General features: G+C 69.6%; 24 protein-coding genes and 1 pseudogene. 10 read left to right on the top strand and 15 right to left on the bottom strand.

Going from position 1 to position 25,969, the window contains the following annotated elements:
• Nucleotides 1-148 precede the first annotated feature (148 nt).
• Entirely contained in the window at nucleotides 149-400 is a 252-nt protein-coding gene (locus G020_RS0110555; RefSeq protein ID WP_018871204.1) for a globin domain-containing protein, read from the bottom strand.
• A gap of 183 nt (nucleotides 401-583) precedes the next feature.
• Between G020_RS0110555 and G020_RS0110550 the strand changes: the two genes are divergently transcribed.
• The 7 genes from G020_RS0110550 to G020_RS0110520 all read left to right on the top strand — a co-directional run bounded on the left by G020_RS0110550 (nucleotide 584) and on the right by G020_RS0110520 (nucleotide 6,617).
• On the top strand, nucleotides 584-982 hold the full coding sequence (locus tag G020_RS0110550) for a hypothetical protein (RefSeq protein WP_018871203.1): 399 nt from the start codon (nucleotides 584-586) through the stop codon (nucleotides 980-982).
• Between the two features lie 2 nt (nucleotides 983-984).
• A complete protein-coding gene (locus G020_RS0110545) occupies nucleotides 985-1,431 on the top strand; it encodes a glycine cleavage system protein H (protein WP_019590586.1) in 447 nt (148 codons plus the stop codon).
• 14 nt (nucleotides 1,432-1,445) lie between these two features.
• Complete coding sequence (locus G020_RS0110540) at nucleotides 1,446-2,120, top strand: thioredoxin family protein (protein WP_024329561.1); 675 nt, start codon at nucleotides 1,446-1,448, stop codon at nucleotides 2,118-2,120.
• A 121-nt stretch (nucleotides 2,121-2,241) separates the two neighbouring features.
• A complete protein-coding gene (locus G020_RS0110535; RefSeq protein WP_024329560.1) occupies nucleotides 2,242-4,092 on the top strand; it encodes a DHH family phosphoesterase in 1,851 nt (616 codons plus the stop codon).
• Nucleotides 4,089-4,553 carry a glycine zipper 2TM domain-containing protein gene (locus G020_RS0110530; protein WP_018871199.1) on the top strand — a complete coding sequence of 155 codons (465 nt, stop codon included), beginning with the start codon at nucleotides 4,089-4,091 and terminating at the stop codon, nucleotides 4,551-4,553. The genes G020_RS0110535 and G020_RS0110530 overlap by 4 nt, the downstream gene beginning before the upstream one ends.
• Before the next feature lie 125 nt (nucleotides 4,554-4,678).
• Nucleotides 4,679-5,293: a hypothetical protein gene (locus G020_RS0110525; protein ID WP_231363075.1), complete on the top strand. Its 615-nt coding sequence runs from the start codon at nucleotides 4,679-4,681 to the stop codon at nucleotides 5,291-5,293.
• A gap of 64 nt (nucleotides 5,294-5,357) precedes the next feature.
• Nucleotides 5,358-6,617: an adenosylhomocysteinase gene (locus G020_RS0110520; protein WP_019590590.1), complete on the top strand. Its 1,260-nt coding sequence runs from the start codon at nucleotides 5,358-5,360 to the stop codon at nucleotides 6,615-6,617.
• Between the two features lie 8 nt (nucleotides 6,618-6,625).
• Here G020_RS0110520 and ribA read toward each other — a convergent pair whose 3' ends face one another.
• The gene (gene ribA, locus G020_RS0110515; RefSeq protein WP_019021047.1) at nucleotides 6,626-7,771 is read right to left on the bottom strand and encodes a GTP cyclohydrolase II RibA; all 1,146 of its coding nucleotides are present in this window, start codon (nucleotides 7,769-7,771) and stop codon (nucleotides 6,626-6,628) included.
• Between the two features lie 104 nt (nucleotides 7,772-7,875).
• On the opposite strand from ribA, the gene G020_RS0110510 reads away from it, so the two are divergent.
• The gene (locus G020_RS0110510) at nucleotides 7,876-8,682 is read left to right on the top strand and encodes a RibD family protein (RefSeq protein ID WP_018871195.1); all 807 of its coding nucleotides are present in this window, start codon (nucleotides 7,876-7,878) and stop codon (nucleotides 8,680-8,682) included.
• Nucleotides 8,654-9,370, top strand: a pseudogene (locus G020_RS15535) (alpha/beta hydrolase); the annotation flags it as partial. The gene G020_RS0110510 and the pseudogene G020_RS15535, both read left to right, overlap by 29 nt.
• Here G020_RS15535 and G020_RS0110505 read toward each other — a convergent pair.
• From G020_RS0110505 to G020_RS0110455, 11 genes are all read right to left on the bottom strand, one after another.
• Complete coding sequence (locus G020_RS0110505; RefSeq protein ID WP_019021048.1) at nucleotides 9,314-10,180, bottom strand: uroporphyrinogen-III synthase; 867 nt, start codon at nucleotides 10,178-10,180, stop codon at nucleotides 9,314-9,316. The pseudogene G020_RS15535 and the gene G020_RS0110505 sit on opposite strands and share 57 nt — an antisense overlap.
• Nucleotides 10,177-11,643, bottom strand: coding sequence for a siroheme synthase CysG (gene cysG / locus G020_RS0110500; protein ID WP_019021049.1), 1,467 nt, complete (start codon nucleotides 11,641-11,643; stop codon nucleotides 10,177-10,179). Before cysG ends, G020_RS0110505 begins: the two co-directional genes overlap by 4 nt.
• A gap of 2 nt (nucleotides 11,644-11,645) precedes the next feature.
• A complete protein-coding gene (locus tag G020_RS0110495) occupies nucleotides 11,646-14,336 on the bottom strand; it encodes a nitrate reductase (RefSeq protein WP_019021050.1) in 2,691 nt (896 codons plus the stop codon).
• A 1-nt stretch (nucleotide 14,337) separates the two neighbouring features.
• A complete protein-coding gene (gene nirD / locus G020_RS0110490; protein WP_019021051.1) occupies nucleotides 14,338-14,709 on the bottom strand; it encodes a nitrite reductase small subunit NirD in 372 nt (123 codons plus the stop codon).
• Entirely contained in the window at nucleotides 14,706-17,186 is a 2,481-nt protein-coding gene (nirB, locus tag G020_RS0110485; protein WP_019021052.1) for a nitrite reductase large subunit NirB, read from the bottom strand. Before nirB ends, nirD begins: the two co-directional genes overlap by 4 nt.
• On the bottom strand, nucleotides 17,186-17,983 hold the full coding sequence (locus G020_RS0110480; RefSeq protein ID WP_019021053.1) for an ABC transporter ATP-binding protein: 798 nt from the start codon (nucleotides 17,981-17,983) through the stop codon (nucleotides 17,186-17,188). The genes nirB and G020_RS0110480 overlap by 1 nt, the downstream gene beginning before the upstream one ends.
• A gap of 10 nt (nucleotides 17,984-17,993) precedes the next feature.
• A complete protein-coding gene (ntrB, locus tag G020_RS0110475) occupies nucleotides 17,994-18,941 on the bottom strand; it encodes a nitrate ABC transporter permease (protein ID WP_019570561.1) in 948 nt (315 codons plus the stop codon).
• Nucleotides 18,942-18,953: 12 nt separating this feature from the next.
• Nucleotides 18,954-20,372 carry a CmpA/NrtA family ABC transporter substrate-binding protein gene (locus G020_RS0110470; protein ID WP_019021055.1) on the bottom strand — a complete coding sequence of 473 codons (1,419 nt, stop codon included), beginning with the start codon at nucleotides 20,370-20,372 and terminating at the stop codon, nucleotides 18,954-18,956.
• Between the two features lie 468 nt (nucleotides 20,373-20,840).
• A complete protein-coding gene (locus G020_RS0110465) occupies nucleotides 20,841-22,154 on the bottom strand; it encodes a nitrate regulatory protein (protein WP_018876965.1) in 1,314 nt (437 codons plus the stop codon).
• 127 nt (nucleotides 22,155-22,281) lie between these two features.
• On the bottom strand, nucleotides 22,282-22,638 hold the full coding sequence (locus tag G020_RS0110460; protein WP_017941855.1) for a DsrE family protein: 357 nt from the start codon (nucleotides 22,636-22,638) through the stop codon (nucleotides 22,282-22,284).
• Between the two features lie 90 nt (nucleotides 22,639-22,728).
• On the bottom strand, nucleotides 22,729-22,971 hold the full coding sequence (locus tag G020_RS0110455) for a hypothetical protein (RefSeq protein ID WP_019590155.1): 243 nt from the start codon (nucleotides 22,969-22,971) through the stop codon (nucleotides 22,729-22,731).
• Nucleotides 22,972-23,274: 303 nt separating this feature from the next.
• On the opposite strand from G020_RS0110455, the gene G020_RS0110450 reads away from it, so the two are divergent.
• Nucleotides 23,275-23,832: a TMEM165/GDT1 family protein gene (locus G020_RS0110450; protein ID WP_018876967.1), complete on the top strand. Its 558-nt coding sequence runs from the start codon at nucleotides 23,275-23,277 to the stop codon at nucleotides 23,830-23,832.
• Here G020_RS0110450 and G020_RS0110445 read toward each other — a convergent pair.
• On the bottom strand, nucleotides 23,767-24,543 hold the full coding sequence (locus G020_RS0110445) for a TVP38/TMEM64 family protein (protein WP_019021057.1): 777 nt from the start codon (nucleotides 24,541-24,543) through the stop codon (nucleotides 23,767-23,769). The two genes, G020_RS0110450 and G020_RS0110445, sit on opposite strands and share 66 nt — an antisense overlap.
• Before the next feature lie 5 nt (nucleotides 24,544-24,548).
• Nucleotides 24,549-25,955, bottom strand: coding sequence for a replication-associated recombination protein A (locus G020_RS0110440; protein ID WP_019021058.1), 1,407 nt, complete (start codon nucleotides 25,953-25,955; stop codon nucleotides 24,549-24,551).
• Nucleotides 25,956-25,969: the final 14 nt, after the last annotated feature.

Here is a 25,969-nt window from a genome sequence, read left to right as displayed (position 1 = left end):
AGGGGCTCGGCCGCCCGTTGTTGATCAAAAACGGGCGCGCGCACGGCGTTGCGGCTCCCTTGTGCAGAATGACTGCACGGCGGTCGCCGCGCCTTGTTCGCACGCAAAAGCGACTCGAGCGCGAACGTGTACATTGATCAGTGTTTCCCTAGTGTGCGATCCGGCGCACGGTGTCTTCCAGCACCTGCGGCTCGTCGATGTGCTCGGCCCACGCCATCACTGCCCGGGCCAGGGCCTGCGGCTGTTCACCGGCGGCCTGATGCGCCTGGTTGAAGACGTTCCTGAGCTCCGGATGGGCCTCGAACATCCGGGCATAGAAACGCCGGGTGATGGTTTCGCCGTGCTCCGCCAGCACGGGCACGGTGGATTTGACGATCTCGCGGGTCCCGGATTCCAGCATGCAGACATTCCTCGGTATTCAGGTGGAGCCGGGAACGCTAATCGCAGATGTATGTAATTAGCAAGTTCTATTTTCTTACCGTGGATTGCAAAACCCCTTTTTCTCTAGCACAGATACGTTGACCCCGACACCTTCCGACTATAAGGTTGATTCAGTATAAATCTTTTCGGAATGGAGAAAGGCGTGCTGACGCGCAACCGTCTGTTCATCACCATCGCTCTCGTCTATGCCCTGCTCGGTGGCGGGGTGGCCGTCCTCTGGCTGCTGGCGCCGGGCACGATCACCGGCGATGCGGTGCGCCTGCATGCCCACCTGATGCTGCTGGGCTTCGTCACCATGATGATCTACGGGATCGGCCTCCATGCCCTGCCCCGCTTTTCGGGACGCAACCTGTTTTCCGAGCGCACCGCCGATGCCCAGTTCGTGCTGGCCAACGCCGGTCTGCCGGCGATGGCCGCCGGCTGGCTGGCCGGCAGCCGCGAGATCCTGCTCGCGGGGGGCCTGCTGACCTGGGCGGCCATGCTGCTGTTCACCCTCAACATCCTGCTCACGGTGCGCCGGCGCGGCCCCGGGGAGGCCTGATCATGAGCGAATATCGCGGCTGCGAGATCCCCGAGGATCTCTACTACGATCTGGATTACCTGTGGGCCCGCGAGGAGGCCGACGGCTGTTTTACCCTGGGGCTGACCGACCCGGCGCAGACCATGGCCGGGCGCCTGCAGTACACCACGTTCAAGCGCCCCGGCACGCACCGCAGGCAGGGCAAGACGCTGGCACGGCTGGAATCCGGCAAATGGGCCGGCGGAGTGCCCGCACCGTTCGACGGCACCATCGAGGAGGTGAATACCGCGGTGACCGCACAGCCCGACCTGGTCAACCGTGCACCCTACGACGAGGCCTGGCTGCTGCGCCTGCGCCCGGACGACCCCGAGACCGCGCGCGAGCACCTGTACACCGGGGAGCGGGCCCGCGAGTCGCTGGAACAGTGGATCGAACGTTACGGCGTGCAGTGCATGCGCTGCGCCGACTGATCCCGGAGGCACGCATGCGCGTACAGCTTCTTGTCTCTCAGTGGTGCCCCTCCTGCGATTCGGCCGAGGCCGTGTGGAGCCAGATCGCGGCCGAACGCGAGTTCGACTTCAGCGTGGTGGACATGGGCACGCCCGAAGGCCGCGAACTGGTCCAGCGGCTGCGCCTGAAGACCGTCCCCGCACTGGTCGTGGACGGCGAACTGCGCGGGGTCGGTGTGCAGAGTCCGGAGGAGGCGCGCGAAATCGTGGCCGGCACGCCCGAGCGCAGCGGCCACTCGGCGCCGGTGGGCATCGCCCTGGCGCCGTCCAGCCGTGCCCATCTGCTGTCCGCGGTCGTGTGGCTGGCGATCGCCGGGGGCCTGCTGGCGCTGCACGGCGGCCTGCTGCCACCCGACGGGCCATGGCCGGGTGCGCTGCATGTCTTCCTGCTCGGCTTTATCACCCCGTTCATCGCCGGGCTGGCGGAACACATGATCCCGCGGTTCATGGAGCGGCCGGTGCGCGCGGGCCCGTGGTCCTGGACCCAGTGGGGCCTGCTCAACGCCGGGGCCGCCGTCACCGCCATCGGCGGCTGGCTCGTCGGTCCGGCACTGGCCGCCGCCGGGATCACCCTCGCCACGGCCGGGCTGGCGCTGCTGACCCTGCGCCTGTGGCCGGCCCTGTGGCCCGCGGCGGCGTCCGACCACTGACGGACCGAACCGCTTCCCGGGACGGGCGTTGCCCTGCCCGCGGACGGGACACTTCCCGGTACGCGCCGCCCCCTCTATCCTGTGCGCCCGTTTCCCGACGACCCACGGTCGCGGTGCCCCGATGTCCAGCACGGATCCCCCGCCTGATCAGAACCTTGCGCCCCCGCCGGAGCCGACCTGGGTCCGGCGCCAGCCGGACCCGGACGTGGAGGCCGCGGCGCGCGCGGCCGGACTGACCCCGCTGCAGGCCCGCCTGATCGCCGCCCGGGTGAGCGAGACCGACACGCAGGTCCTGCGGGCCGGCTTCGTCGAACGCCCGCTGCGCGCCCTGACGCCCCCCGATGCCCTGCCCGATCTGGACACGGCGGCACGGCGCATCCTGCGGGCGCTGGAGGCCGGCGAGACCGTGGCCCTGGAAACCGACCACGACGTCGACGGGGTCACCAGTCACGCGCTTTTGTATCGCGGCCTGACCCGGGTACTGGGTCACCCGGAGGTGCGTCTGCAGTCCTGGATCGGCCACCGGCTGCGCGAGGGCTACGGCCTGTCCGATGCCCTGGCCGACCGTATCCTCGCCGCCCACCCCCGGCCGGATCTGGTAATCACCGCCGACAACGGATCCGGCGACGAGGCACGCATCGCCCGCCTGCACGCCGCCGGCATCGACACCATCGTCACCGACCATCACGTGATCCCGACAGACGGCGTGCCCGCCTCGGCGCTGGCCTGCGTCAGCCCGGCGCGCAGCGACAGCCGCTATGGCGACCCCGCCATCGCCGGCTGCATGGTGGCCTGGCTGCTGCTGATGCGCGTCCACCGCCTGCGCCAGCAGGACACCGGGCGCGAGGATGCCGCCGGGCGGGCACTGCTGATCGACCTGCTGGCCGAAGTGGCCGCGGGCACCGTGGCCGACTGCGTGACGCTGGGCGACAGCCTCAACAACCGGGTGGTGGTCCATCAGGGCCTGCGGCGCATGAACGCCGACGACACCCGCCCCTGCTGGCGGGTCGCGGCGCGGCGGCTCACCGGCGGGGAGCGCCCGCTGGATGAATCCGACCTGGCCTTCGGCCTGGGCCCGCGCATCAACGCCCGCGGCCGCCTGGACGAGGCAATGGCCGGGGTCCGCTTCCTGCTGGCGGAGGACGAAGCGGAAGCCGAGCACTGGTGGTCGGCTCTGGACGAAGAGAACCAAAACCGGCGCCGCATCGAGCGCGAGCTCACCGTGCGTGCCCGCGAGGAGGCCGCCCGGGCCGCCGCCCGCGGGGTCTCGGGTCTGTGCCTGTGGCTGCCCGACGGCCACCCGGGGGTACACGGCATCATCGCCTCGCGCATGGTCGAGGCCCGCGGCCTGCCGGTGCTGTGCGTATCGCCGGTATGGGAGTGCGACCGGCGGGTGACCGGCTCCGCGCGCGGGGTGCCCGGCTTCCATGTCGCCGATGCATTCGCCGCGATGGCCGCCGCCGAACCCGATCTGCTGGAGAAATACGGCGGCCACGCGCAGGCAGGCGGCCTGACGCTGGCCCGCGCCGACCGCGAACGCCTGGCCCGGGCCTGGGAACGGGTCTGCGCCGACAGTCAGCGCGAGCACGGCTGGACACCCGGCCCGGTGCTGGAGATCGATGGCGAGGGCCCGTCCCCGCGTGCCCTGGCGGCCGGGACCCTCGAGCAGATCGACGCCCTCGCCCCCTGGGGCCGCGGTTTCCCGCGCCCGGTGTTCGTCTGGGAAGGCGAACTGCGCGGCCTGCGCCGGATGGGCGACGGACGCCATCTGCGGCTGCGTCTGGAGACGGCCGATGGTGACCTGCAGGGGATCTGGTTCAATGCGCTGGAACCGGATGCACGGGATCCGTGGCCGCCGGGAACCCGGATACAGCTTGCGGGGTCTCCTGAATGGAACCATTACAACGGCACGTCAAGGCTGCAGGTCCGCATTCACGCGGCGCGGTGGGCGGCCGTGGGGAGAAAACCATGAAGTTCGTTCGCCAGTCCCTCATCGTCACCATCGTTGGCGGCACCGCCCTGGCCCTGGCCGCCTGCACCCACCCTCCCACCCGCGAACAGACCGGCGCGGTCATCGGCGGCGCGGCCGGGGGCGTCATCGGCAGCCAGATCGGCGGCGGCCGCGGGCAGATGGCCGCCACCATCGCGGGGACCCTCGCCGGTGCGGCCATTGGCGGTGCCATCGGCCGCTCCATGGACGAGGTCGACCGCATGCGCGTGCAGCAGACCCTGGAGACCGCCCCCGACCGCGAAACCCGGGAGTGGCGCAATCCCAACACCGGACAGCAGTACCGGGCCACGCCGAAACGTACCTATGAACGCGACGGCCGCCCGTGCCGCGAATACGAAGTGCTGGCGACCATCGACGGCGAAGCGGAGACCATCACCGGCACCGCCTGCCGCGACGTCTACGGCAACTGGGTCATGCAGTAGCCCGACGCGGCGCGGGCCGCGCGGCTTCACGCCCGGCTAACGGAATGGCCCATTGGGTGTATTGTTCCGCCGTGTGAATTCCCTCAAGGTCTGGCCAAGATGCTGAATCGGAGGGACCTTCACCCATGCATTCACCCATGCATCCGCCCGGGCACCCCGCCCCGCTGCGCGCGGACCTGCCCGGGCCCGCATCGGGCGCGTCCCCCGGGACCCCGTCGCAGGCAGCCGCGTCCGGCGACCTGCTCCGGATCGAGCGGGACGCCCCGCCGGACCTTCGTCTGATCCTCCGGCGCCGACGCTGGTGGCAGCGCCTGCTGCGCCCTTTGCTGGGGCCGCTGGAACGCCCCCTGCCGGATTCACGGCTGACCCGGCGTGTGCGCATTAGCGCCGCCTCTGCAGCAGATCACGAGGCCCTCAGGACCAGCCCCAGCGCGCAGACCGCGCTGGTCGACCTGTTCCGCGCCGAACGCCACTGGCCGGTGGATATCGTGACCGTCGGCTTCGACAACGGCCGGGCACGAGTCGAAGGCCGGATTCTCGAACCCCTCGATGAAGAACGGTCGCGGCGGCTGCACGCGGAACTGCATGCTCATCTCGATGCCGCCTCGCATGCCCTGGCGATGACCTTCAAGGGCCGCGCGGGCCGGCGGGCGCAGCGTGCCGCGGGGGCCTCGCCCGTGGTCATGCTCGGCCTGCTCGCCCTGGGCCTGGTGGCCATCCTCGTGGTGGCCCTGCTCTGACGACGGTGGACGTCCCCACCGGGGCGCGGCACACTCCCGCCTTTCGCATTCACGGGAGGACGTCATGGCCGCGGACATCGAACAGGGTCGCCAGAAACTCGCCTGGGCACGGGAGCACATGCCGGTGCACGCCGCCCTGCGTGAACGCCTCGGCCACAGCCGGCCGCTGGCCGGCATCACCCTGGGTGTCTGCTCCCATGTGGAGGCCAAGACGGGCGTGTTCGTCGAGACGCTCGCCACCGCCGGCGCCGAGGTGGTGTTCACCGGCAGCGAGCCGGGCTCCAGCCAGGACGACGTGGTCGCCGCCCTCAACGAGCAGGACGGCATCACCGGCTACGCCCGGCGCGGGGTCTCCGAGGAAGAGCTGGAAGCTCTGCACCTGCAGGCGCTGGACCACGGACCGAGCTTCATCCTCGACGACGCCGCCGAGCTGACTGCGCGGCTGGTCCACCAGCGCCCGGCGCTGCTCGACGAGTTCATCGGCATGTGCGAGCAGACCACCACCGGCGTGCAGCGGCTGCAGGCGATGGCGCGCGCCGACGCCCTGCCGTTCCCCGCCTATGCGGTGAACAACACGCCGATGAAGCACGAGTTCGACAACATCCACGGCACCGGCGAGTCGTCGCTCACCAACCTGCTGCTGACCACCAATCTGCTGCTGGCCGGCAAGCGGGTGGTGGTGGCCGGCTTTGGTGACTGCGGTCTCGGCATCGCCGCCAAGGCGCGGGCGCTGGGGGCGCGGGTGGCGATCACCGAGATCGAACCGCGCCAGGCACTGCGCGCCCACATGGCCGGCTTCGAGGTGATGCCGATGCTGGAGGCGGCCGCCTGGGGCGAGATCTTCATCACCACCACCGGCAACCGCGACGTGATCCGCGCCGAGCACTTCGAGGCGATGGCCGACGGCGCGCTGCTGGCCAACGCCGGCCACTTCAACGTGGAGATCGACGCCGAGGCGCTGGCGGGGCTGAGCGTCGAGCCGCCGCACGAAGCGCGGCCGGGCATCATGGAGTATCGCCTGGCCGACGGCCGCCGCCTGCATCTGGTCTGCGAGGGCCGGCTGGTGAATCTGGCCACGCCCACCGCCATGGGCCACCCGGCCGAGGTGATGGATCAGACCTTCGCCATGCAGATCGTCGCCGCCTGCCATCTGGTCGAGCGCGCGGCGGGGCTGGAGCCCGGTGTCCACCCGGTGCCCGACGCGGTGGACCGCGAGGTGGCCGAGCTCAAGCTGGAGACCCTGGGCATCGGCCTCGACACCCTGACCGAGTCGCAGCAGCGCTTCCTCTACGCCTGGCGCGACGATCAGATCAAGGGGGTCTGAGCACCCCCCTAGCCGCGCTCGGCCTCGGCGGCGAGCAGTTCTTCCAGCCAGTGCCCGCCACGATCCGCCTTGGTGCTGAGATAGCGCAGGTTGTGCGGGTTGACGGTGCCATGCACCGGCTCGCGCGACGCCACTTCGATCCCGCCGGCACGCAGGGCGTCGATCTTGGCAGGATTGTTGGTCAGCACGCGCACACGGTCGATCCCGAGGAACTCCAGCATCTCTACCGCCGCCTCGTAGCGGCGCCCGTCGGCACCGAAGCCGAGCTGGCAGTCGGAGTCGATGGTGTCCATGCCGGCATGCTGCATGGTGTAGGCGCGCAGCTTGTTGGCCAGACCGATGCCGCGGCCTTCCTGAGCGAGATACAGCAGCACCCCGCCACCGCTGTCGTTGATCATCTTGACCCCGCGACGCAGCTGATCCCCGCAGTCGCAGCGCAGGCTGCCGAACAGGTCGCCGGTCAGGCAGGCCGAATGCAGGCGCACCGGCACCGGATCCGGCCAGCGGCTCGGCTCGCCGATCACCACCGCCACGTGTTCCTGGATCCCGTTGCCCTCGCGAAACAGCATGAACCGGGTCACCGGAGCGTCCGCCAGCGGTACCGGGGCCTCGCTGACATGCGCCAGCTCCAGGCGCGGATGCTCCGCCACCTCGCGCGCCTGCGCGGCGTCCACGTCCAGCAGCATGCCGTCTGCCACCGCCGAGGCGATCGCCTCGGGCTCCGGATCGGGGATGAAGGCCGTCACCACCGCCGGCAGCAGCCGACCGGCACGAACCAGCTCCAGCGCGGCGGCCTCGCTCTCGCCGGCGCGCTGGAGCACCGCGCCTTCCAGCAGGCGGGCGGCGGAACTGGCATCATCGGAGCCTTCGGGCGCGCTGGCGAGGACAAACAGCGATTCCGGATCCACCGTGCCGGTCGGCTGCAGCGCCACGCCTTCCCAGCCTTCTTCCAGCGGTTGCGGCCAGCCCATTGCCGACGCCCGGTGGGGGGTTAGAATCAGACGGGGCCGTCCGCCGGTCATCACGGTCAGACGATCGAGCTGTCCCGGTGTCAGGCCCTCGACGGCCGCTGCAAGGACATCCGTTCCGGAACCGCTGACACGAATCGGATGGCCCCGGCGAAGGTCAAAGATCCCGCGATCGGCGTTGTGCATCGGGTACTTCCATACGGAGTCGGGTTGATGAAGTTAGCTCCTCGAACGGTCAGACTACCCCAACTGCCCCGCCGCCGTCCCCAAACCCTGCTCGGGGAGAAGCCATGAGCGAAGAAATCATCACCGAAGCGCGGGCCTGGCGATGGCTGCTGACCCGCTGTGACAATGCGGCCTGCCAGCCCCTGCCGGGCCCGCTGGCCCCGGCCGCCCACGAGGTCCTGGACCTCTACGGCCCGATCCTCGAACCCGACACCATCGCCATCGGCCAGCTGGGACAGAGTCTCGACGGACGGATCGCGACGCATACCGGGCACTCCCAGTACGTGACCGGACCGGAGGACATCCGCCACCTGCACCGACTGCGGGCCCTGGTGGATGCCATCGTGGTGGGTGCCGGCACCGTCGCCAGCGACGACCCGCAGCTGACGGTGCGCGAGGTCGAGGGCCGCAATCCGCTGCGCGTGGTGCTGGACCCCGAAGGCCGCCTCGCGGCCGATCACAAGGTGTTCGCGGCCGGCGGGCCGACCACCCTGGTCCTGCACAAGCCCGGGCATGCCCCCGATCACCTGCCGGCCCACGTGGAACGCGCGGAGCTGCCCGTCGAGACGGTAATGGCCGACGGCGAACAGCGCGAACGCTTTGCCCCCCGCCGGGTGCGCGACCACCTCGAGGCGCGCGGCCTGAACCGCCTGCTGGTGGAGGGCGGCGGGCGTACCGTCTCGCGTTTCCTGGCCGCGGACACCCTGGATCGCCTGCATCTCACCATCGCCCCGATGATCATCGGCTCCGGCCGCCCGGGCATCACCCTGCCTCCGATCGACTCGCTGTCGCGGGCACTGCGACCGCCGTTTCGCGAGTTCCGGCTGGGCGGCGACAACCTCTATGACCTGGACCTGCGCAGCAAGCCCTGACCCCCCCGCCGCCTCCGGAGCGCGCATGACACGCCTCGCCCGTCTCATCCCGGCACTGCTGGTCGGCCTGCTGCTCGGTGGCTGCGCCGCCACGCCCGCCGGCCTTCCCGCACCGGCCACCGAGAATCCCGAGCCCGCGCGGCTGGAACAGGGTCTGGCCCGGATGCCCGACGGGAGCGAACTGCCGCTGCGCCGCTGGGGTCCGCGCGAGCCCGAACGGGTGGTCCTCGCCCTGCACGGTTTCAATGACTACGGCGGCAGCATGCACGCCCTCGCACGCCCGCTGGCCGCCAGCGGCATTGCGGTCTACGCCCCGGACCAGCGCGGTTTCGGCCGCACCGACTCGGCCGGGTACTGGGCCGGCCACACGGCCCTGGCCGTCGACGCCCGCGCCCTGCTCCGCGCCCTGGACGAACGTTACACGGACCTGCGCCCGTACGTGGTCGGCAAGAGCATGGGCGCGGCGGTGGCGACCCTGGCGGTGACCGGCGAGCCGGCACCGGCCGCAAGGGCGGAGCCGGCCATCCAGCGCAGGAAGGATCGGCGCGAACGCCGTGTGGACGTTGGTTTCATGGCCCGGATCACCGCAGGGGATTCAATCCGTGGGCCATCCGCCCGGGCCACAAGTTCCCTACGCAGCCGCCCGCAGATGCCGGGTAAGCGCCGAGACCAGCGGCTTCATGAAGTAGCGGCCTTCGGGGACCACCGCGGGAGAAATGCCGTGGGTGCGCAGTTCCTCGGCCACCACCGGGCCGATCGCGGCGACGACGGTCCGGCCGAGCGCTGCCAGCAGCGTGTCCTGATGCCCCGAGTCACGGGCGACACGCAGCAGGCGCCGCACCTGGGCCTGGCTGGTGAAGGCGATCGCATCCACCTCCCCCGCGATCAGGGCCTCGATCAGCCCGGTCACGCGCCCGGTCGCGGCGGCGTCCGCATAGCGGTAGGGCCAGACGGGAAAGACCTCGGCGCCCGCCTGCTCCAGGAACTCGAGCAGGCGGCGGTTGGGTTCCGCGCCGTAGAGCTGCACCCCGATACGCTGCCCGGCCAGATGCTGCCCGGCCCGATCCTGTCCGGAAAGGGTTTCGATGATGCCCTCGGTCGTCGGTGTGGCCGCGATCGCATCCGGCCGCACGCCGAAGGGCTTCATTGCCCGCCCCGGCTTGGGGCCGCGCACCAGGGTCGGCGTCCGCGCCACGGCCGCCAGCCAGGCGTCCTCGCGTTCGGCACTCCGGGCAAAACCGGTCAGGCGGGTGAAGCCCTCGCCGGTCAGGAAGATCAGGCGGTCGAACGGCGCCTCGATCGCCCGGTGCAGCCAGGCCTCGATCGCCGTGCGGTCGGGGCTGTCGTGGATCGCGATAAGGGGACAGCGCCAGACCTCGGCCCCGCGCCGCTCCAGCAGACCGGCGAAGACCTCCAGCGCCCGGCTCTCAGGCAAGGCGACGCGGCGACCCGCGAGGCCACTGGCCGCCACCTCCGGCAGGACGGATGCGGCCGTCACGCCGCGCTCGCCGCCGCGGCCCGCGACCCCGGCCCCGACATCGGCATCGGCTGCGGAAACACCGTGGCGGCCCCGGCATCCGGCTGGAACCAGGCCAGACGCGCGTGGCAGGCCGCTACCTCGCCGATCACGATCAGGCTGGGCGAACCCACCTGCTCGCGCTCGGCACGCGCGGCCAGCTTATCCAGCGTGCCGCTGACCACGCGCTGGCGGGCGGTGGTGCCGTTCTCGATGATCGCCGCCGGGGTCTGCCCGGCGCGGCCGGCACCCTTCAGCCCCCGGCAGATCTCGCCCACGCCCTTGCGGCCCATGTAGAACACCAGGGTCTCGCGGGTACTGGTCAGCTGCGACCAGTCCACATCCAGCCGCCCTTCGCGGGTATGGCCGGTGATGAACCGCACCGACTGAGCATGGTCGCGGTGGGTCAGCGGTATGCCGGCATAGGCGGCGCAGCCGCTGGCCGCGGTAATGCCGGGGACGACCTGGTAGGCCACGCCGTCGCGCGCCAGCACATCCAGCTCCTCGCCGCCCCGGCCGAACACGAACGGGTCGCCGCCCTTCAGCCGCGCCACGCGCTTGCCCTCGCGCGCCAGTCGGGAGAGCAGCGCGCTGATCTCCTCCTGCGGCACGCAGTGATGGTCGCGCTCCTTGCCGACATAGAAGCGCTCGGCCTCGCGCCGGGCCAGGTTCACCACCTCGGAGGACACCAGCCGGTCGTAGACGACCACATCCGCCTGCTGCAGCAGGCGCAGCGCGCGAAAGGTCAGCAGGTCGGGATCGCCCGGCCCGGCGCCGATCAGGTAGACCTCGCCCGGCGTGCGGGCCGAGGCATCCGCCAGCTCCTGCTCCAGGCGCGCCTCGGCCGCGTCCATGCGCCCGGCCAGGGCGAACTCGGTGGCTGGCCCGGCAAAGGCCCGTTCCCAGAACGCGCGGCGCGCGTTCACGCTGTCAAAGTGGGTGCGCACCCGGTCGCGCAGACGCCCGGCGAGATCGGCGAGCCGGCCATAGCCGGCCGGGATCAGGCTCTCGATCTTCGCGCGCAGCAGGCGCACCAGCACCGGGGCGCGGCCACCGGAGCCGATCGCGATGGTCAGCGGCCCGCGCTCCACGATCGCCGGCAGGATGAAGCTGCACAGCTCGGGCTGGTCGGCCACGTTCACCGGGATCGAACGCGCGATGCAGTCCTCCGAGACCTGACGGTTCACCGCCGCGTCGTCGGTCGCGGCGATCACGATCGCCACCCCCGCCAGGCATTCGGTGTCATAGATCCCCGGATCGCGGCGGATCGCCCCCGGTTGTTCGCGCAGCAGGCGCTCGGCGGCGGCGCTGTACTCGGGGGCCCGCAGGCGCACCCGCGCCCCGGCCTCCAGCAGCAGCGCGGCCTTGCGCGTGGCCACCGGCCCGGCCCCGACCACCAGGGCCTCGCGGCCGTGCAACTGCATATAGATCGGCAGGTGTTCCATGCTTATCCCTCCCGCGCCACGGGGTCCGTGGGCGCCTCGGCTTCTTCATTCAACAGGGTCTGGATCTCGGGGCTACAGGAGCCGCAGTTGGTCCCGGCCTCGAGGGCCGCACCGACGGCCTCGCAGGTGGCCAGCCCCTGCTCGCGGATCGCGGCCCGGATACGCGTCTCGTCCACGCCGAAGCAGGCGCAGACCATGCGTCCGCGCGCGGCCTGGCCGTTCGGCGGTCGCCCGGTCAGGAGCGCCATGCGCTCGGTATCGCTGATCGTCTCGGCCGCGAACAGGCCGGCCAGCCACTCGCGCTCGGGCAAGCCCCGGTCGGGGCCCGCGAACAGCACGCAGGCGAGCCGGCCCTCGTGAATCCGCGCGGCGCGATAGCGTCCCCCGGCGGGGTCGGCGAACTCCAGCCATTCCCCCGGCCCGTCCAGGCGCTCGCGCCACGCATCCATCGTGGGCGGTGCGCCCCGCCCGGCCAGTTCGGTGCGCAGGTGTCGGGGACCGCGGGCGGTGACCGCATAGTCCGCCTCCGGCGCGGCGATCGGCTCGCGGCTCAGCACGAAGCCGTGCCAGTCCAGCGTCGCCGGGCGGGCGGCCACGGCCGTATGCTTGAACGCTGGCTGCCCGGAGACCGGGTCGACATGCGCGGGCACCAGCGCATCGACTCGGGCGAGCCGCGCGATCGGCCGGCTCCAGTGCATGGGCACGAACACGCTGCCCGGGCGCTGCTCGCGGCTCACCTGCACCCGCGCGAGCAGACGACCGTGGCGACTGGTCACCTCGGCGAGATCGCCGGCCTGGACCCGGAACAGTCCGGCATCCACCGGATGGATCTCGACGAACGGTTCCGGCTGATGCGCACTCAGGCGCGGGGTGCGTGCGGTCCGGGTCATGCTGTGCCACTGGTCGCGGATGCGGCCGGTGTTCAGGCGCAGCGGATACTCGGCATCGACTGGGTCGGTCGGAGTCTGGGGGGTCACGGCCGCGAGCTGCGCGCGGCCGCTGGCGGTAAAGAAACGGCCATCGGCATAGAGGTGTTCGGCGCCCGTCCGACTCCCCGCCGGCAGCGGCCACTGCACCGGCTCCAGGGCGTCGTACTCGGCGTCGGACAGCCCGGCCAGCGCGCCGATGTCGAAGTCGCGCGTGCCGTGGTTCTCGAAGGCGGACAGCGCCGCATGCTCGCGGAAGACCTCGCCCGGGCGGGTATAGGGAAAGGCGTCGGCGAAACCCAGGCGCTGCGCGACCCGGGCCAGCGCCCACCAGTCGTGGCGGGCCTCGCCCGGGGGCGCCCGGAACGGGCGCTGGCGCGAGATGCGGCGCTCGGAGTTGGTTACCGTGCCGTCCTTCTCGCCCCAGGTGGTCGCCGGCAGCAGGACGTCGGCTACCCGCGTGGTCTCGGTCTCGCGCACGCAGTCGGAGACCACGACCAGCGGGCATGCGGCCAGGGCCTGCTCGAAGCGCGCGGCCTCGGGCAGGCTGAACAGCGGATTGGTGCCGATGATCCAGACCGCCTTCACCTGCCCCGACTCGACCGCGCGGAACAGGTCCAGCGCCTTCAGCCCCGGCTGGCGCGCGAGGTTCGGTGCGCCCCAGAAACGTCCGACCCGGTCCAGGGCCGCGTCGTCGAAGCCCATGTGGGCTGCCAGCTGGCTGGCCAGTCCGCCGACCTCGCGCCCGCCCATCGCGTTCGGCTGGCCCGTCAGCGAGAACGGGCCCATGCCCGCGCGCCCGATACGGCCGGTGGCCAGGTGCACATTGAGGATCGTCCCGGCCTTGTCCACGCCGCTGTCGGACTGGTTGATGCCCTGGCAGAAGGCGGTCACGGTGCGTTCGGTACGGGCAAACCACTGGAAGAACGTTGCCACCGCCTCCGGCTCCAGTTCGCAGGCCTCGGCGGTCGCGGCGATCGACGGGCTGGAGGCCCGCGCGGCCGCCAGGGCGTCGGCGAAGCCGTCGACATGCCGCTCCAGGAAGCCAGGGTCCAGCGCATCCTCCCGGCGCAGATGGTCCAGCAGGCCGTTGAACAGCCAGGCATCCGTACCCGGCGCCAGCGGCAGGTGCAGGTCGGCCGCCTGGGCGGTGGCCGTACGCCGCGGGTCGATCACCACCAGCTTCATCTCCGGGCGCGCCGCGCGGGCGGCCTGCAGGCGCTGGAACAGGACCGGGTGGGCCCAGGCCATGTTGGAGCCCGTCACCACGACCAGATCGGCCTGCTCGAGGTCGGTATAGCTCCCCGGCACGCCATCCACCCCGAAGGCGCGGGTATGGGCGGCCACGGCGGTGGACATGCAGAGCCGGGAGTTGGTATCGATATTGGCCAAACCGATGAAGCCCTTCATCAGCTTGTTGGCGACGTAGTAGTCCTCGGTCAGGATCTGCCCGGAGACGTACAGGGCGACCGCATCCGGCCCGTGTGCCGCGATGGTCTCGCGAAAGCCGTTCGCCACATGATCCAGCGCGGTCTCCCAGTCGACACGCCGCCCGCCGATCTCCGGGTGCAGCAGCCGGCCCTCGTCGTCGAGGGTCTCGGCCAGTGCCGCGCCCTTGGAGCACAGGCGACCGGCATTCGCCGGATGGGCGGGGTCGCCGCGCACCGCGACCGGAAACTCGCCTTCCGGCGTCGCGGTCACCTCCACGCCGCAGCCCACCCCGCAATAGGGGCAGGTCGTACGGGTGACCGACTGTTCCGCAGCCATCTCAGCCCGCCTCGCGGCAGGCGGACGGCACCGCCGCGGAATCGTCCGCAGCGTTGGCCGTGGCGCCGGAGAGGTCCAGCCACACCTGACCGTCGGTCACCCGGATCGGGAAGGCATGGGTGCACCCACTGTCCGCCCCGGTGGCCTCGCCGGACTGCAGGTCGATCACCCAGTTGTGCAGCGGGCAGGTCACGCGCTCGCCGTGGACGATGCCCTGCGACAGTGGCCCGCCCTTGTGCGGGCACTGGTCGCGCAGGGCAAACACGCGGTCATCCGCAGTGCGGAACACGGCGATGTCGCCGTTCGGGCCCGCCACCACGCGTGCACCCAGCGGCGGGATGTCCTCGAGCGGACAGATCGCAAGCCAGCTCATGCCGACACCCCCTGGCGCGGGGCCGCGTCCACCGGCTTGATCGGGATGAACTCGTGCGCCGCATGCCCGGCGGCGCGTTCGGCCCAGGGGTCCACCTGCGCCACCTCCTGCGACTCCAGGAAGCGGGCGTACAGCGCCGCGCGGTTCTCGGCGTCGTCCACCAGGCGTTCCTTCACCCGGGTCAGGCCGACGCGCTCGATCCACGGGGCGGTGCGCTCCAGGTAGCGCGCATCTTCGCGGTAGAACTGCATGAAGGCCCCGGCGTATTCGAGCACCTCGACCTCGGTCTCCACCTTGCAGAGGAAGTCGGTGGCGCGCACCTTCACCCCGCCGTTGCCGCCCACGTGCAGCTCGTAGCCCGAGTCCACGCAGACCACGCCCAGGTCCTTGATCGTGGCCTCGGCGCAGTTACGCGGACAGCCGGAGACCGCCATCTTGAACTTGTGTGGCGTCCAGGAGCCCCAGGTCATCCGCTCCAGCTGGATGCCGAGTCCGGTCGAGTCCTGGGTGCCGAAGCGGCACCACTCGGAGCCAACACAGGTCTTCACCGTGCGCAGGGCCTTGCCGTAGGCATGGCCGGAGACAAACCCGGCGGCGCCGAGATCGCGCCACATCGCCGGCAGGTCGGCCTTCTGCACCCCCAGCAGGTCGATGCGCTGGCCGCCGGTGAACTTGACCGTGGGCACCTGGTAGCGCTCGGCCACCTCGGCAATCGCGCGCAGCTCGGCCGGCGTGGTCACTCCGCCCCAGATGCGCGGCACGACGGAATACGTTCCGTCCTTCTGGATGTTGCCGTGCGCGCGCTCGTTGATGAAGCGCGACTGGGCGTCGTCCTGGTAGTCCTTCGGCCAGGCCGCCAGCAGGTAGTAGTTGAGCGCCGGACGGCAGACATGGCAGCCGTTCGGGGTCTTCCAGTCGAGGGCCTCGAACACCGCGTCCATGGTCTTCAGGCCGTCGCGGGCAATGGCCGCGCGCACCTCGTCGTGGCTGTGGTCGGTGCAGGCGCAGACCGGCTTTTTCGCCGGGGCGTCGGAGTAGTCTCCACCCAGCGTGGTGGCGAGCACGGACTCCACCAGCCCGGTGCAGGACCCACAGGAGTTCGACGCCTTGGTGTGGGCGCGCACGTCCTCCAGCGTGAACAGCTTGTGCTCGCTGATTGCCTGGACGATCTCGCCCTTGCACACGCCGTTGCAGCCGCAGATCTCGGCCTCGTCGGGCATGGCCGCGACCCGCGAGGCCTCGTCGCCGTGGCCGGAGTCGCCGATATGCGCCTGGCCGAACAGCAGGTTCTCGCGGATGTCGGCCACTGGCGTGGCGTCGCGCATCAGCTGGAAGTACCAGGAGCCGTCCAGGGTATCGCCGTACAGCACGACCCCCTGGATGCGGTTGTCCTTCAGCACCAGGCGCTTGTAGACGCCGCGCGCGGCATCCTTGAACACCAGGTCCTCGGTGGTCTCGTCACCGGTGAAGTCGCCGGCGGAGAACAGGTCGATCCCGGTCACCTTCAGCTTGGTGGAGGTCATCGAGCCCTCGTAGCGCCCGATACCGTACTCGGCCAGGTGGTTGGCGCAGACCTTTGCCTGTTCCCACAAGGGCGCGACCAGGCCATAGGTGGCGCCGCGGTGCTGCACGCACTCGCCGACCGCGTAGATCGACGGGTCATAGGTCTGCATGGTGTCGTTCACCACCACGCCGCGCTCGCAGTGCAGCCCGGCGGACGCGGCCAGCGCCGTGTTCGGGCGGATGCCGACCGCCATCACCACCAGATCCGCCTCGACCTCGCTGCCGTCGGTGAAGCGCACACCGGTGACGCGGCCCTCGCCCAGGATCGTCTCGGTCTGATGCGCCATGCGAAAACGCATGCCGCGCTCCTCCAGCGAGCCGCGCAGCATCCCGGCGGCCTCGGCATCCAGCTGGCGCTCCATCAGGTGCTCCATCAGGTGCACCACGGTGACCTCCATGCCCTGGCGCATCAGGCCGTTGGCGGCCTCCAGGCCCAGCAGGCCGCCGCCGATCACCACCGCATGCTTGTGTGCGCGGCTGGCCGCGAGCATCGCGTCCACGTCGTGGATGTCGCGGAAAGCGACCACGCCCTCCAGTTCATGCCCCGGCACCGGGATCATCACCGGGTCGGAGCCGGTCGCCAGCAGCAGGCGGTCATAGGGCGCCTCGGTGCCGTCCTCGGCGATCACCCGCCGGTTCACGCGGTCGATCCGTTCGATGCGTCGGCCCTTGTGCAGGGTGATGCCGCGCTCGGCATACCAGGCATCGTCGTTCAGCATGATCTCGTCGACGGTCTTCTCCGAGGCCAGCACCGGCGAGAGCATGATGCGGTTGTAGTTGCCCCAGGGCTCGGCACCGAACACGGTGATGTCGTACATGTCCGGCTTGAGCTTCAGCAGCTCCTCGACCGTGCGCATCCCGGCCATGCCGTTGCCGATCAGGACCAGCCGCGGCTTGTCGTTCGCGGTATCCATCACGCGGCCTCCGACTCGGGATTCTTGTGACGCTCGTGGAGGAAGCGCAGCACCTCGGCCCGGTAGTGGTTGTACTGCGCGTTGTCGGCCATCACCAGGCGCTCGCGCGGCTTTGGCAGGTCGATCTCCAGGATCTCGCCGATGGTCGCGGCCGGGCCGTTGGTCATCATCACGATGCGGTCGGACAGCAGCACCGCCTCGTCCACGTCGTGGGTGACCATCAGCACGGTGTTGCCCAGATCCGACCGCAGCTTCATGACCTCGTCCTGCAGATGTGCCCGGGTCAGCGCATCCAGCGCGCCGAACGGTTCATCCATCAGCAGGACCTTGGGCTCCATCGCCAGCGCCCGGGCGATCCCGACGCGCTGCTTCATACCCCCGGAGATCTCACCGGGGTACTGATCCTTCGCGTGGGTCATGTGGACACGTTCGAGATTCTCCAGCGTCCAGGCGTCGCGCTCGGCCTGGGGAGCTCCGCGGCGCACTTTGTCAACGGCCAGACGGACATTCTCGTACACCGTCATCCAGGGCAGCAGGGAGTGGTTCTGGAACACCACGGCACGCTCTGGCCCGGGTTCCACTACCTCGCGCTCTTCCAGAAGAACGCCCCCAGTGGTTGCGCGCAGCAGCCCAGCCACGATGTTCAGAACGGTGGACTTGCCACAGCCGGAATGCCCGATGATGGATACGAATTCGCCTTTCTGGACCTTCAGATTCACGTTGTTCAGCACGTTGAGCGGCCCGCGTGGAGTCGCAAACGTCATGTCCAGATAATCGAGATTGAGATAGTGACTCATGTGTTTCTCCTTACGCGGGCGCGTAGTCGAAGCGTTTCTTGATCAGGCCCACCCCAGCGTCCAGGGCGATGCCCACAAGACCGATCACGAAGATCGACACGATGATCGAAGCGACATTGAGGTTGTTCCATTCGTCCCAGATAAAGAATCCGATGCCGACCCCGCCGGTGAGCATCTCGGCCGCCACGATCACCATCCAGGCAATCCCCAGCGCCAACCGCATGCCGGTGAGGATGTAGGGCATGGTTGCGGGGATCAGGATCTTGCGCGCCGCCTCCAGGCGCCCGAGACGGAGCACCTGGGATACGTTGGTGTAGTCACGCGGGATGGCCTGGACCCCGGCCGCGGTATTGATGAGGATCGGCCAGATGCTGGTGATGAAGATCACGAAGATCGCGGAGGGATTGACCGCCTGGAACACCAGCAGACCGAGCGGCAGCCAGGCCAGCGGGGACACGGGACGCAACAGCTGCACGACCGGGCTAATGGCGCGGCGCATCGAGAGCGAAGCGCCCATCATCAAGCCCAGCGGAATGCCGACCAGTGCTGCCAGGCCGAAGCCCGCCAGGACGCGGCCAAGGGAATACATCACCTGCCAGCCGATCCCCATGTCGTTCGGACCGTAGTCGTAGAACGGATCGCTTAGCAGGTAGACGGCCTCGGCCCACACTTGCCCGGGCGTCGGGAGGTCCGGCGAGACCGTCGACTGCAGCCAGGCCCAGCCCCCCAGCAGCAATCCGAACGCAATCAGCGGGAGTGCCAGCACAGGAATCCAGCGCTGGAACATATCCGCCATCACCTCGAATCGGTCATCGTGTGCCGATTCGATCGCCCCGGCGGTGTCGTTGCGTTCCGCCGGTTTGGTTTCCCGGCCAGCGGCGGCCTCCGTTCGACCTTCGGCGTCCTTGTCGTTCTCGCGTTCAACCGCCAGTTGCATATCGGCGTAATTGGTGGACATGGTGGGCCTCCCTCAGCCGTTGACGTCGGCGAGGTCATCGAGGGCGACCTTGCGACTGTGTACATCGAAACCGTCGACATAGCCGACAAGGTCATCCGGGTCATAGGCGCGGTTATCAATGAACCGGTCAGGGCCCATCTCGATCGGCGAGGAGGCCGCCTCCAGGGTCCAGTGTTCATTGCGTGTGCCTTCCGTCTTCCAGTCGATCTCGGGATAGGCGACGCCCACTTCTGCAGCCGCTTGCCGATACAGTTCGGGGCGATAGACCTTTTCGGCCACCGCACGCATATCCACAGGCTCTTCCAGCTGCCCCCAACGAACCATCTGCGTGACAAACCAGGCCGCATGCGAGCGCCACGGAAAGCTGGCCGCGTAACGGTGGAACACATTGAAGTCCGGGAAGGGTTCGGGGTCTCCGTCCGGATTGAACTGGAGCGTCCCCGTCATCGACATGGCCACTACGTGTTCAGGGGCGTTGACAAAACGGCGGCCCGAAATGATGCGCACCACTTCTTCGCGATTCTCGGGCTTGTCCATCCACTCGTTGGCCTCGATCAAGGCCCGCAACGCTGCCTGGTGCGTATTCGGGTGTTCTTCCGCCCAGCTCTCCAGTACGCCAAACACCTTCTCCGGATTGTTGTTCCATATCTCGTAGTTGGTGACCAGGGTCTTGCCGATACCCATGTCCACCGCACGCATGTTCCAGGGCTCGCCGACGCAGTAGCCATCCATGTTGCCCGCGCGCAGGTTGGCCACCATCTGGGGTGGCGGGATCACAACCAGGCGGACATCCCGATCCGGGTTGATCCCGGAAGCGGCCATCCAGTAGCGCAGTTCATAGTTATGCGTGGATACGGGGAAAACCATGGCGAAGGTCATCGGGGCACGGCCCGCTGCCTGGTCGGCATCGATGACCTTCTTCAGGGCGCGCGCGGAAATCGGCCGTTCGTTCATAGCCTCCGGATCGGCCTCGACCATCCGGTCGTAGAGCTCGTTGGAAACGGTAATCGCGTTGCCGTTGAGGTCCATGCTGAACCCCGTGATGGTGTTGCGCTGGGTAGCACCCACGCCCAGCGTCGCGGCGATCGGCATCCCCGCCAGCATGTGCCCGCCATCCAGGCTCCCAACGGAGACCTTGTCGCGAATATTGGCCCAGGAAGCCTCCTTGGCCACATGGACGTCGAGCCCGTGGCGAGCGAAATATCCCTTCTCCTGGGCGACTACGAGCGGAGCACAATCCGTCAAGGGGATAAATCCGAACTCGAGCTTGGTCTTTTCCAGCCCTTCGGATCCCCCGGCATAGGCCGCCGACCGGAAAAAATCCGGATGCATCCCCAAGGCGGCGCCCCCTGCCAGAACGCCGCCGGCCTGAAGGAAACGCCGGCGCGACAGGCCGGAGGTCTTTTTCGTGTCATTCGTGTGATCGGTCATTGCGGGTTCACTCCCCTTGTCAGCAAACACATCCCAAAAACGAAAAAAGGCGTCCTATCAGCCCGGCCGCGTTTGCAGCCGGGTGATGGACGCCTTTGTCCAGTCCCGTGGGAGGCCCGGTCGTCGGGTCTCCCTGTTGTCAGGCGACGAACCGCCGTTGGCTCGTCTTGCCGGTATTCCTGCAGGAGGTGTGCCAATTAGCCGTTGCTGATCGACCGATAGGGCGCAAAGCCTATCCTGACGCGGAAAAATCGGACGGTTCCCGGTACTCAATCGAATCTTCGCAGGGGAATATCACTCGCAAGCGGCACCACCCTGGGGCACACCGGCGGTGCAGATGAACCGCGCTGGTGCACTACCTGTAGGAGCCGCCTTGGCGGCGAAGCCCCTGCCAGTCGCGGACACTGGCAGGTGCTTCGCGGGCAAGCCCGCTCCCACAGGGCCGGCATCCGTTTCCCGGGGAGTTAGCTACAGGCCGCCCTTGCCCAGCAGGTCGGACATCGCGACGGTCGCCTCGGCGACCTCGGCCAGGCGCCGGTTCTGGTTCATCGCCGTCTGGCGCAGGAGCTTGTAGGCCTGGTCCTCGCTGAGGCCGCGGTGCTGGATCAGCAGCGCCTTGGCACGCTCGATGGTCTTGCGCTCGGCCAGGGCCTGGCGTGCCGCATGCAGTTCATCCTCCACCGACTGCAGCCGGGCCGCCTGGCGCTGCACCAAGTCCATCACCGAGTGTCCGACGATCGGTACGTTGAGTGCGGCATCGCCCTCCTCCTGCGCGGGCTCCAGGCCCTCCGGCGCGCCGAAGAACACCGCATACGGGACGCTGTCGCGCAGTTCCGACTCGGCGAGTTGCGCGACCCGGTCACGCACCGCGCCGAGGTCCGCGCGATCCGCCGTGATGCGTGCCGAGCAGCACTCGTTCAGGTGCATCTCCAGCAGATCCTCGATCTCCTTCATCGCGTCGATGCGCGCGGTGGTACAGGCAAACCATTCCTCGGCCCGGGCGGGGTCGTGGTGCCCTGAGGCCTCGGTACAGGCCCGGCGGCGCAGACGCTCGATGTCGGCGGCGAAGGCCGCCGTCTGCAGCTCGCGCCAGGCGGCACAGGCCGCCGGTGCCGCGAACTCGGAGAAGATGCGGAACGCCCGTTCCTGGGCATCGATCCGATGGACCAGCGCCTGGCGCAGTTCGGGCTCGAAGTTCGCGGCGCCAAACCCGGCGGCCCCGATCGCGCGCTCCTGCCCTGCCAGTTCCTTGCCCTGCATGAAGTTCAGCAGGGCCACCAGGGCCCGCGAGACCTCGGGATCGGTCGCCGAATCCGCAGCCTCGAACACCAGGGCCATCAGGGCGCGAATCAGCTCGCTGAAGCCGCGGGTCGAGTCCATCGGGCTCAGGGTCAGCTCCAGGACCTCCTCGCGCAGGCTGCCCAGGCCGGACAGGCCATGCAGCGCCAGCGCCATGCGCCCCAGCAGCCGACTGCGGCCATGGGCGCAGGCGTCCGGGGCCAGCCAGCCATCCAGGTGCTCGCGGAACGCGGCCGCGGCGGCGTCCGATTCGGCCCGGTACTGCTCCAGTTCGCGGGTATAGCGCTGGCCGCCGGACCCGATCCAGAGGCTGGAGGCCCCGCGCTCGCGCTGCAGGGCATGCACCAGCGCGCGGATGCGCCCGACCAGCTGCACCGCCTCCAGCAGGCGCTCCAGGCTCACCACCTCGCACTTGCGCGAGGCGACCAGGAAATCGCCAATGGACTCTTCGAGGGAAAAATTCGGGGATGTGTTCTGGGTCATGCTCGTCGTCCGTGAATCACTCCCGGAACAAACAAGCATGCGATGTGCCAGTTCGACCGACTGACAGCGGGGGTACAAACAAAAACGGGCGGGGCATCACGCCCCGCCCGCGGAACGGCACGGCCGATCAGAAGCTCATGGAGCGGTCGAACTCGGCGACGGCCTGGACGTAGTGGCCCATGCCGGCCATCTCGGCGTTCGGCAGGAAGTTGTGCTCGCCGACGTCGCGACCCTTGGCGCAGGCCTCGCAGGCCCAGAACGGAACGCCTTCACTCACCAGCGAATCCACGATGTCCTTCATTGCCGGCATGTTATGGCCGACGATCTTGTCGTACACGTTGCGGTTGGCGATGTTCACGGCCTCGCCCTGCAGCCAGACGGTCACGTCGTGGCCCTGCTGCTTGGCCACATTGGCGGCAATCATGCCAAGCGTGGCGCGGGTCGGGTCGTCGGTACCGGCGGTGACGGCAACAATAAAGCGCATGGGAGTCTCCCGGGGTTGAAAAGGTGCGAAATCGGTAGCGGCCGGCAAGCGGCGCGTCGATTTCCCACAAGCCAGGGAGAAACAATCGGCTCAGGGGGCGCCCTTCGTGGTGAGACTGTTGCGATAGAGCTTGAACGCCATCAACAGCCAGGGCACGGCATGGACGACCAGGTCGAGCACATCGAGTGGCCGGGTAAGTTCCCCGGCAAACAGCCAGCGCAGTTTCTCCGCGACATGCGGCTCGGGGATCCAGGGGGCCAGGCCGACGGTCGCAACCAGCAGTGCGAACAGCCAAAGGGGGGCCCGATCGACCCAGTAAAGGAAGCGTTTCATCGCGCGCATGCTACCCAAGCCCCGGCGGCGGCGCAGCCCGGAGCCGCGATCGTCCTTGCCCGCGCGGACCGGGATGACTAGAGTCCTGCCAGCTTCAGGGGAGTAGCGACCCGGGTGGCCTTGCCTCACCGGGGTCTGCATCAACAGATTCGATCCTCCGCCCGGAGGACCGTGGTGCAGACAGCCCCGCCGCCGATGCGGCACCGGGCCCCGCGAGACCTGTGGCATGGCGCCCCGATCCGTGGCCGGGTGGGTGGTGCGATGTCACGTGTCTTGCCCACCCACCCGGCCCGGAAGACCGTCATGGAAGCCCTGCTCGTCTCTACCGTCATCGTCGCCATCGCCGAGATGGGCGACAAGACCCAGCTCCTCGCCCTGCTCCTGATCTGCCGCTACCAGCAGACCTGGCCCATCATCTGGGGCATCGTGGTGGCCACGCTGGCCAATCACTTCCTGGCCGCGCTGGCGGGCGTGTGGATCGGCGCCAGCATCCCGGAGGACTGGCTGCGCTGGGGTCTGGGGATCGGGTTCATCGTGATGGCCGCCTGGGTACTGGTCCCGGATGGCGAGGACGAGCTGCCGGCCGCGTCGAAACACGGCGTGTTCTGGACCACCACGGTGCTGTTCTTCCTGGTCGAGATGGGCGACAAGACCCAGGTCGCCACCGGCGCGCTGGCCGCGACCTTCGACAGCCTGATCCTGGTCGTGATCGGCTCGACCATCGGCATGGTGCTCGCGAATGCCCCGGTGGTGTGGCTGGGCCAGCGCTTCGCCTGCCACCTGCCCCTGCGGCTGTTACGCGCGCTCGCCGCCCTGCTGTTCCTCGCCCTGGGCATCGGGGTCCTGCTCGCCTGGGTCTGAGGGAGACACTGAAGTCATTGGCGCCTCGGTGTGCAGTGTCTTCTGGCCCAGCCAGATGCGGCGCACCAGGCGCGGCAGCAACAGCAACAGCGCCAGCACCGCGAGCAGGGCCAGACCCAGCTGTACCCCGCTGTCGGCGCCACTGGCGATCTCCCGGGTGGCGTGCCCCAGCCAGGCATAGGCGAACAGGCTGGGGATCAGGGCGACCATGGTGGTCAGCGCGAAGACCGGCAGCGGCAGCCGGACCAGCCCCAGGGCGTAATTGGTTGGGGCGAACGGAAACACCGGCACCAGGCGGGTCAGGGCCACGACCCGCCAGCCCTCGGCCTCCACATCGGCGCGCAGCCGCGAGCTGCGCGGGCCCATGCGCGGGGCCAGCCAGGGCTGCAGCCAGGTACGCGCCAGCAGGAAGGCAATGACCGCCGCCAGGGTCGCTGCCAGCAGGCTGAGGGCGGCGCCGGTGAAGGGGCCGAACAGGGCCCCGCCCAGCAGGATCCAGAAGGTACTGGGCAGCGGGAACAGGGCCAGCAGCATGAAGGCGAGCACGAACACCAGATAGGCACCCGCACCCCAGCCCCGCAGCCAGGCCTCCACCTCGCCCAGCGGGAAGCCAAGGCTCGGCCACTCGGTGGTCAGCAGGATCCACGCCAGCGACACACCGAACAGGATCGCCGCCACCGTCAGCCACCGCTTGTGATGCCGGATGCGCAACCCGGTCAGCCCTCCCCGCCGGGGTTTCCGCCCGCGTCGCGCAGACGGTCCAGGCGCTCCGCCAGCGCGCGCTCGGTGCCGTCCCGGCGCGGGCTGTAGAAGCGCTCGTCTTCCAGACCCTCCGGCAGGTAGACCTGCCCGCGGGCGAAGCCATCGGGCTCGTCGTGATCGTAGCGGTACCCGGCCCCGAAGCCTTCCGCGCGCATCAGCTCGGTCGGCGCGTTGCGCAGATGCAGCGGCACGCCCGGGCTCCCGGTCTCGCGGATCGCCGCGCGCGCCTGGTTCAGCGCAACGTAGGCACTGTTGCTCTTGGGTGCGGCGGCCAGTTCGATCACCGCCTGCACCAGCGCCAGGTCACCTTCCGGCCGGCCCAGGCGTTCCAGGGTCTGCCAGGCCGCGAGCACCCGCGCGCCCAGCCCGACTGCGGCCAGGCCGATGTCCTCGTAGGCCATGCGCAGCAGCCGCCGGCCCAGGTAGTCCGGATCGCAGCCGGCATCCAGCATGCGGGTCAGCCAGTACACCGCCGCGTTGGGGTCGGAACCGCGCACCGACTTGTGCAGCGCGGAGATCTGATCGTAGAAGGCATCGCCCTGGCGGTCGAAGGCCAGGGACTGCGCGCCCATGACCGCGCGCAGGGCGTCTCCGGTAATCGCCCCGTCGCGGGCCAGGTCGGAGGCGGTCTCCAGCCAGTTCAGGGCACGCCGGGCATCCCCGTCCGCGGCCCGCGCCAGGCGCTGACGCTCCTCCGCATCCAGTGTCAGGCCGCGGCCGCCCAGGCCCCGCTCCGGATCCTCCAGGGCGCGCTCGATCAGGGACTCGACCGCTTCCGCCCCCACCGCCTCCATGCGATACACCCGCGCCCGCGACAGCAGCGCGCTGTTCAGCGCAAACGACGGATTCTCGGTGGTGGCCCCCACGAACGTGAGCGTGCCGTCCTCGATATGCGGCAGCAGCGCGTCCTGCTGCCCCTTGTTGAAGCGGTGGATCTCGTCGATGAACAGCAGCGTGCCGACGCCGTTGCGCCGCCGGGTCTTCGCCGCATCCACCACCGCACGCACGTCCTTCACTCCGGCCAGCACCGCCGACAGGGTCACCAGCCGCTGGGCGCCGGCCTCGGCCACCAGCCGCGCCAGCGTAGTCTTGCCACAGCCGGGCGGCCCCCACAGGATCATGGACGGGGTCTGACCGCTTTCGATCGCGCGGCGCAGCGCGGCATCCGCGCCCACCAGGTGATCCTGCCCCACCATCTCGTCCAGCCGCGCCGGGCGCATGCGCTCGGCCAGCGGGGCAGCGGGATCCACGGTCGTTGCCGCGGCTGCGGACTGCGATGACGGGTGGGCCGGCGGGTCGGCCTCCGGGCCGCCGGCGGGATCGTCCCCGAACAGGTCGTTGTCGAACAGGTCGTCACTCATGCCGGAATTGTAAC

The sequence above is a fragment of the Thioalkalivibrio sp. ALR17-21 genome (genome assembly GCF_000420185.1).
GTDB lineage: Bacteria > Pseudomonadota > Gammaproteobacteria > Ectothiorhodospirales > Ectothiorhodospiraceae > Thioalkalivibrio > Thioalkalivibrio halophilus.
Note: the sequence above shows the minus strand (reverse complement) of the source record. Positions and strands in the feature narration are given on the sequence as shown.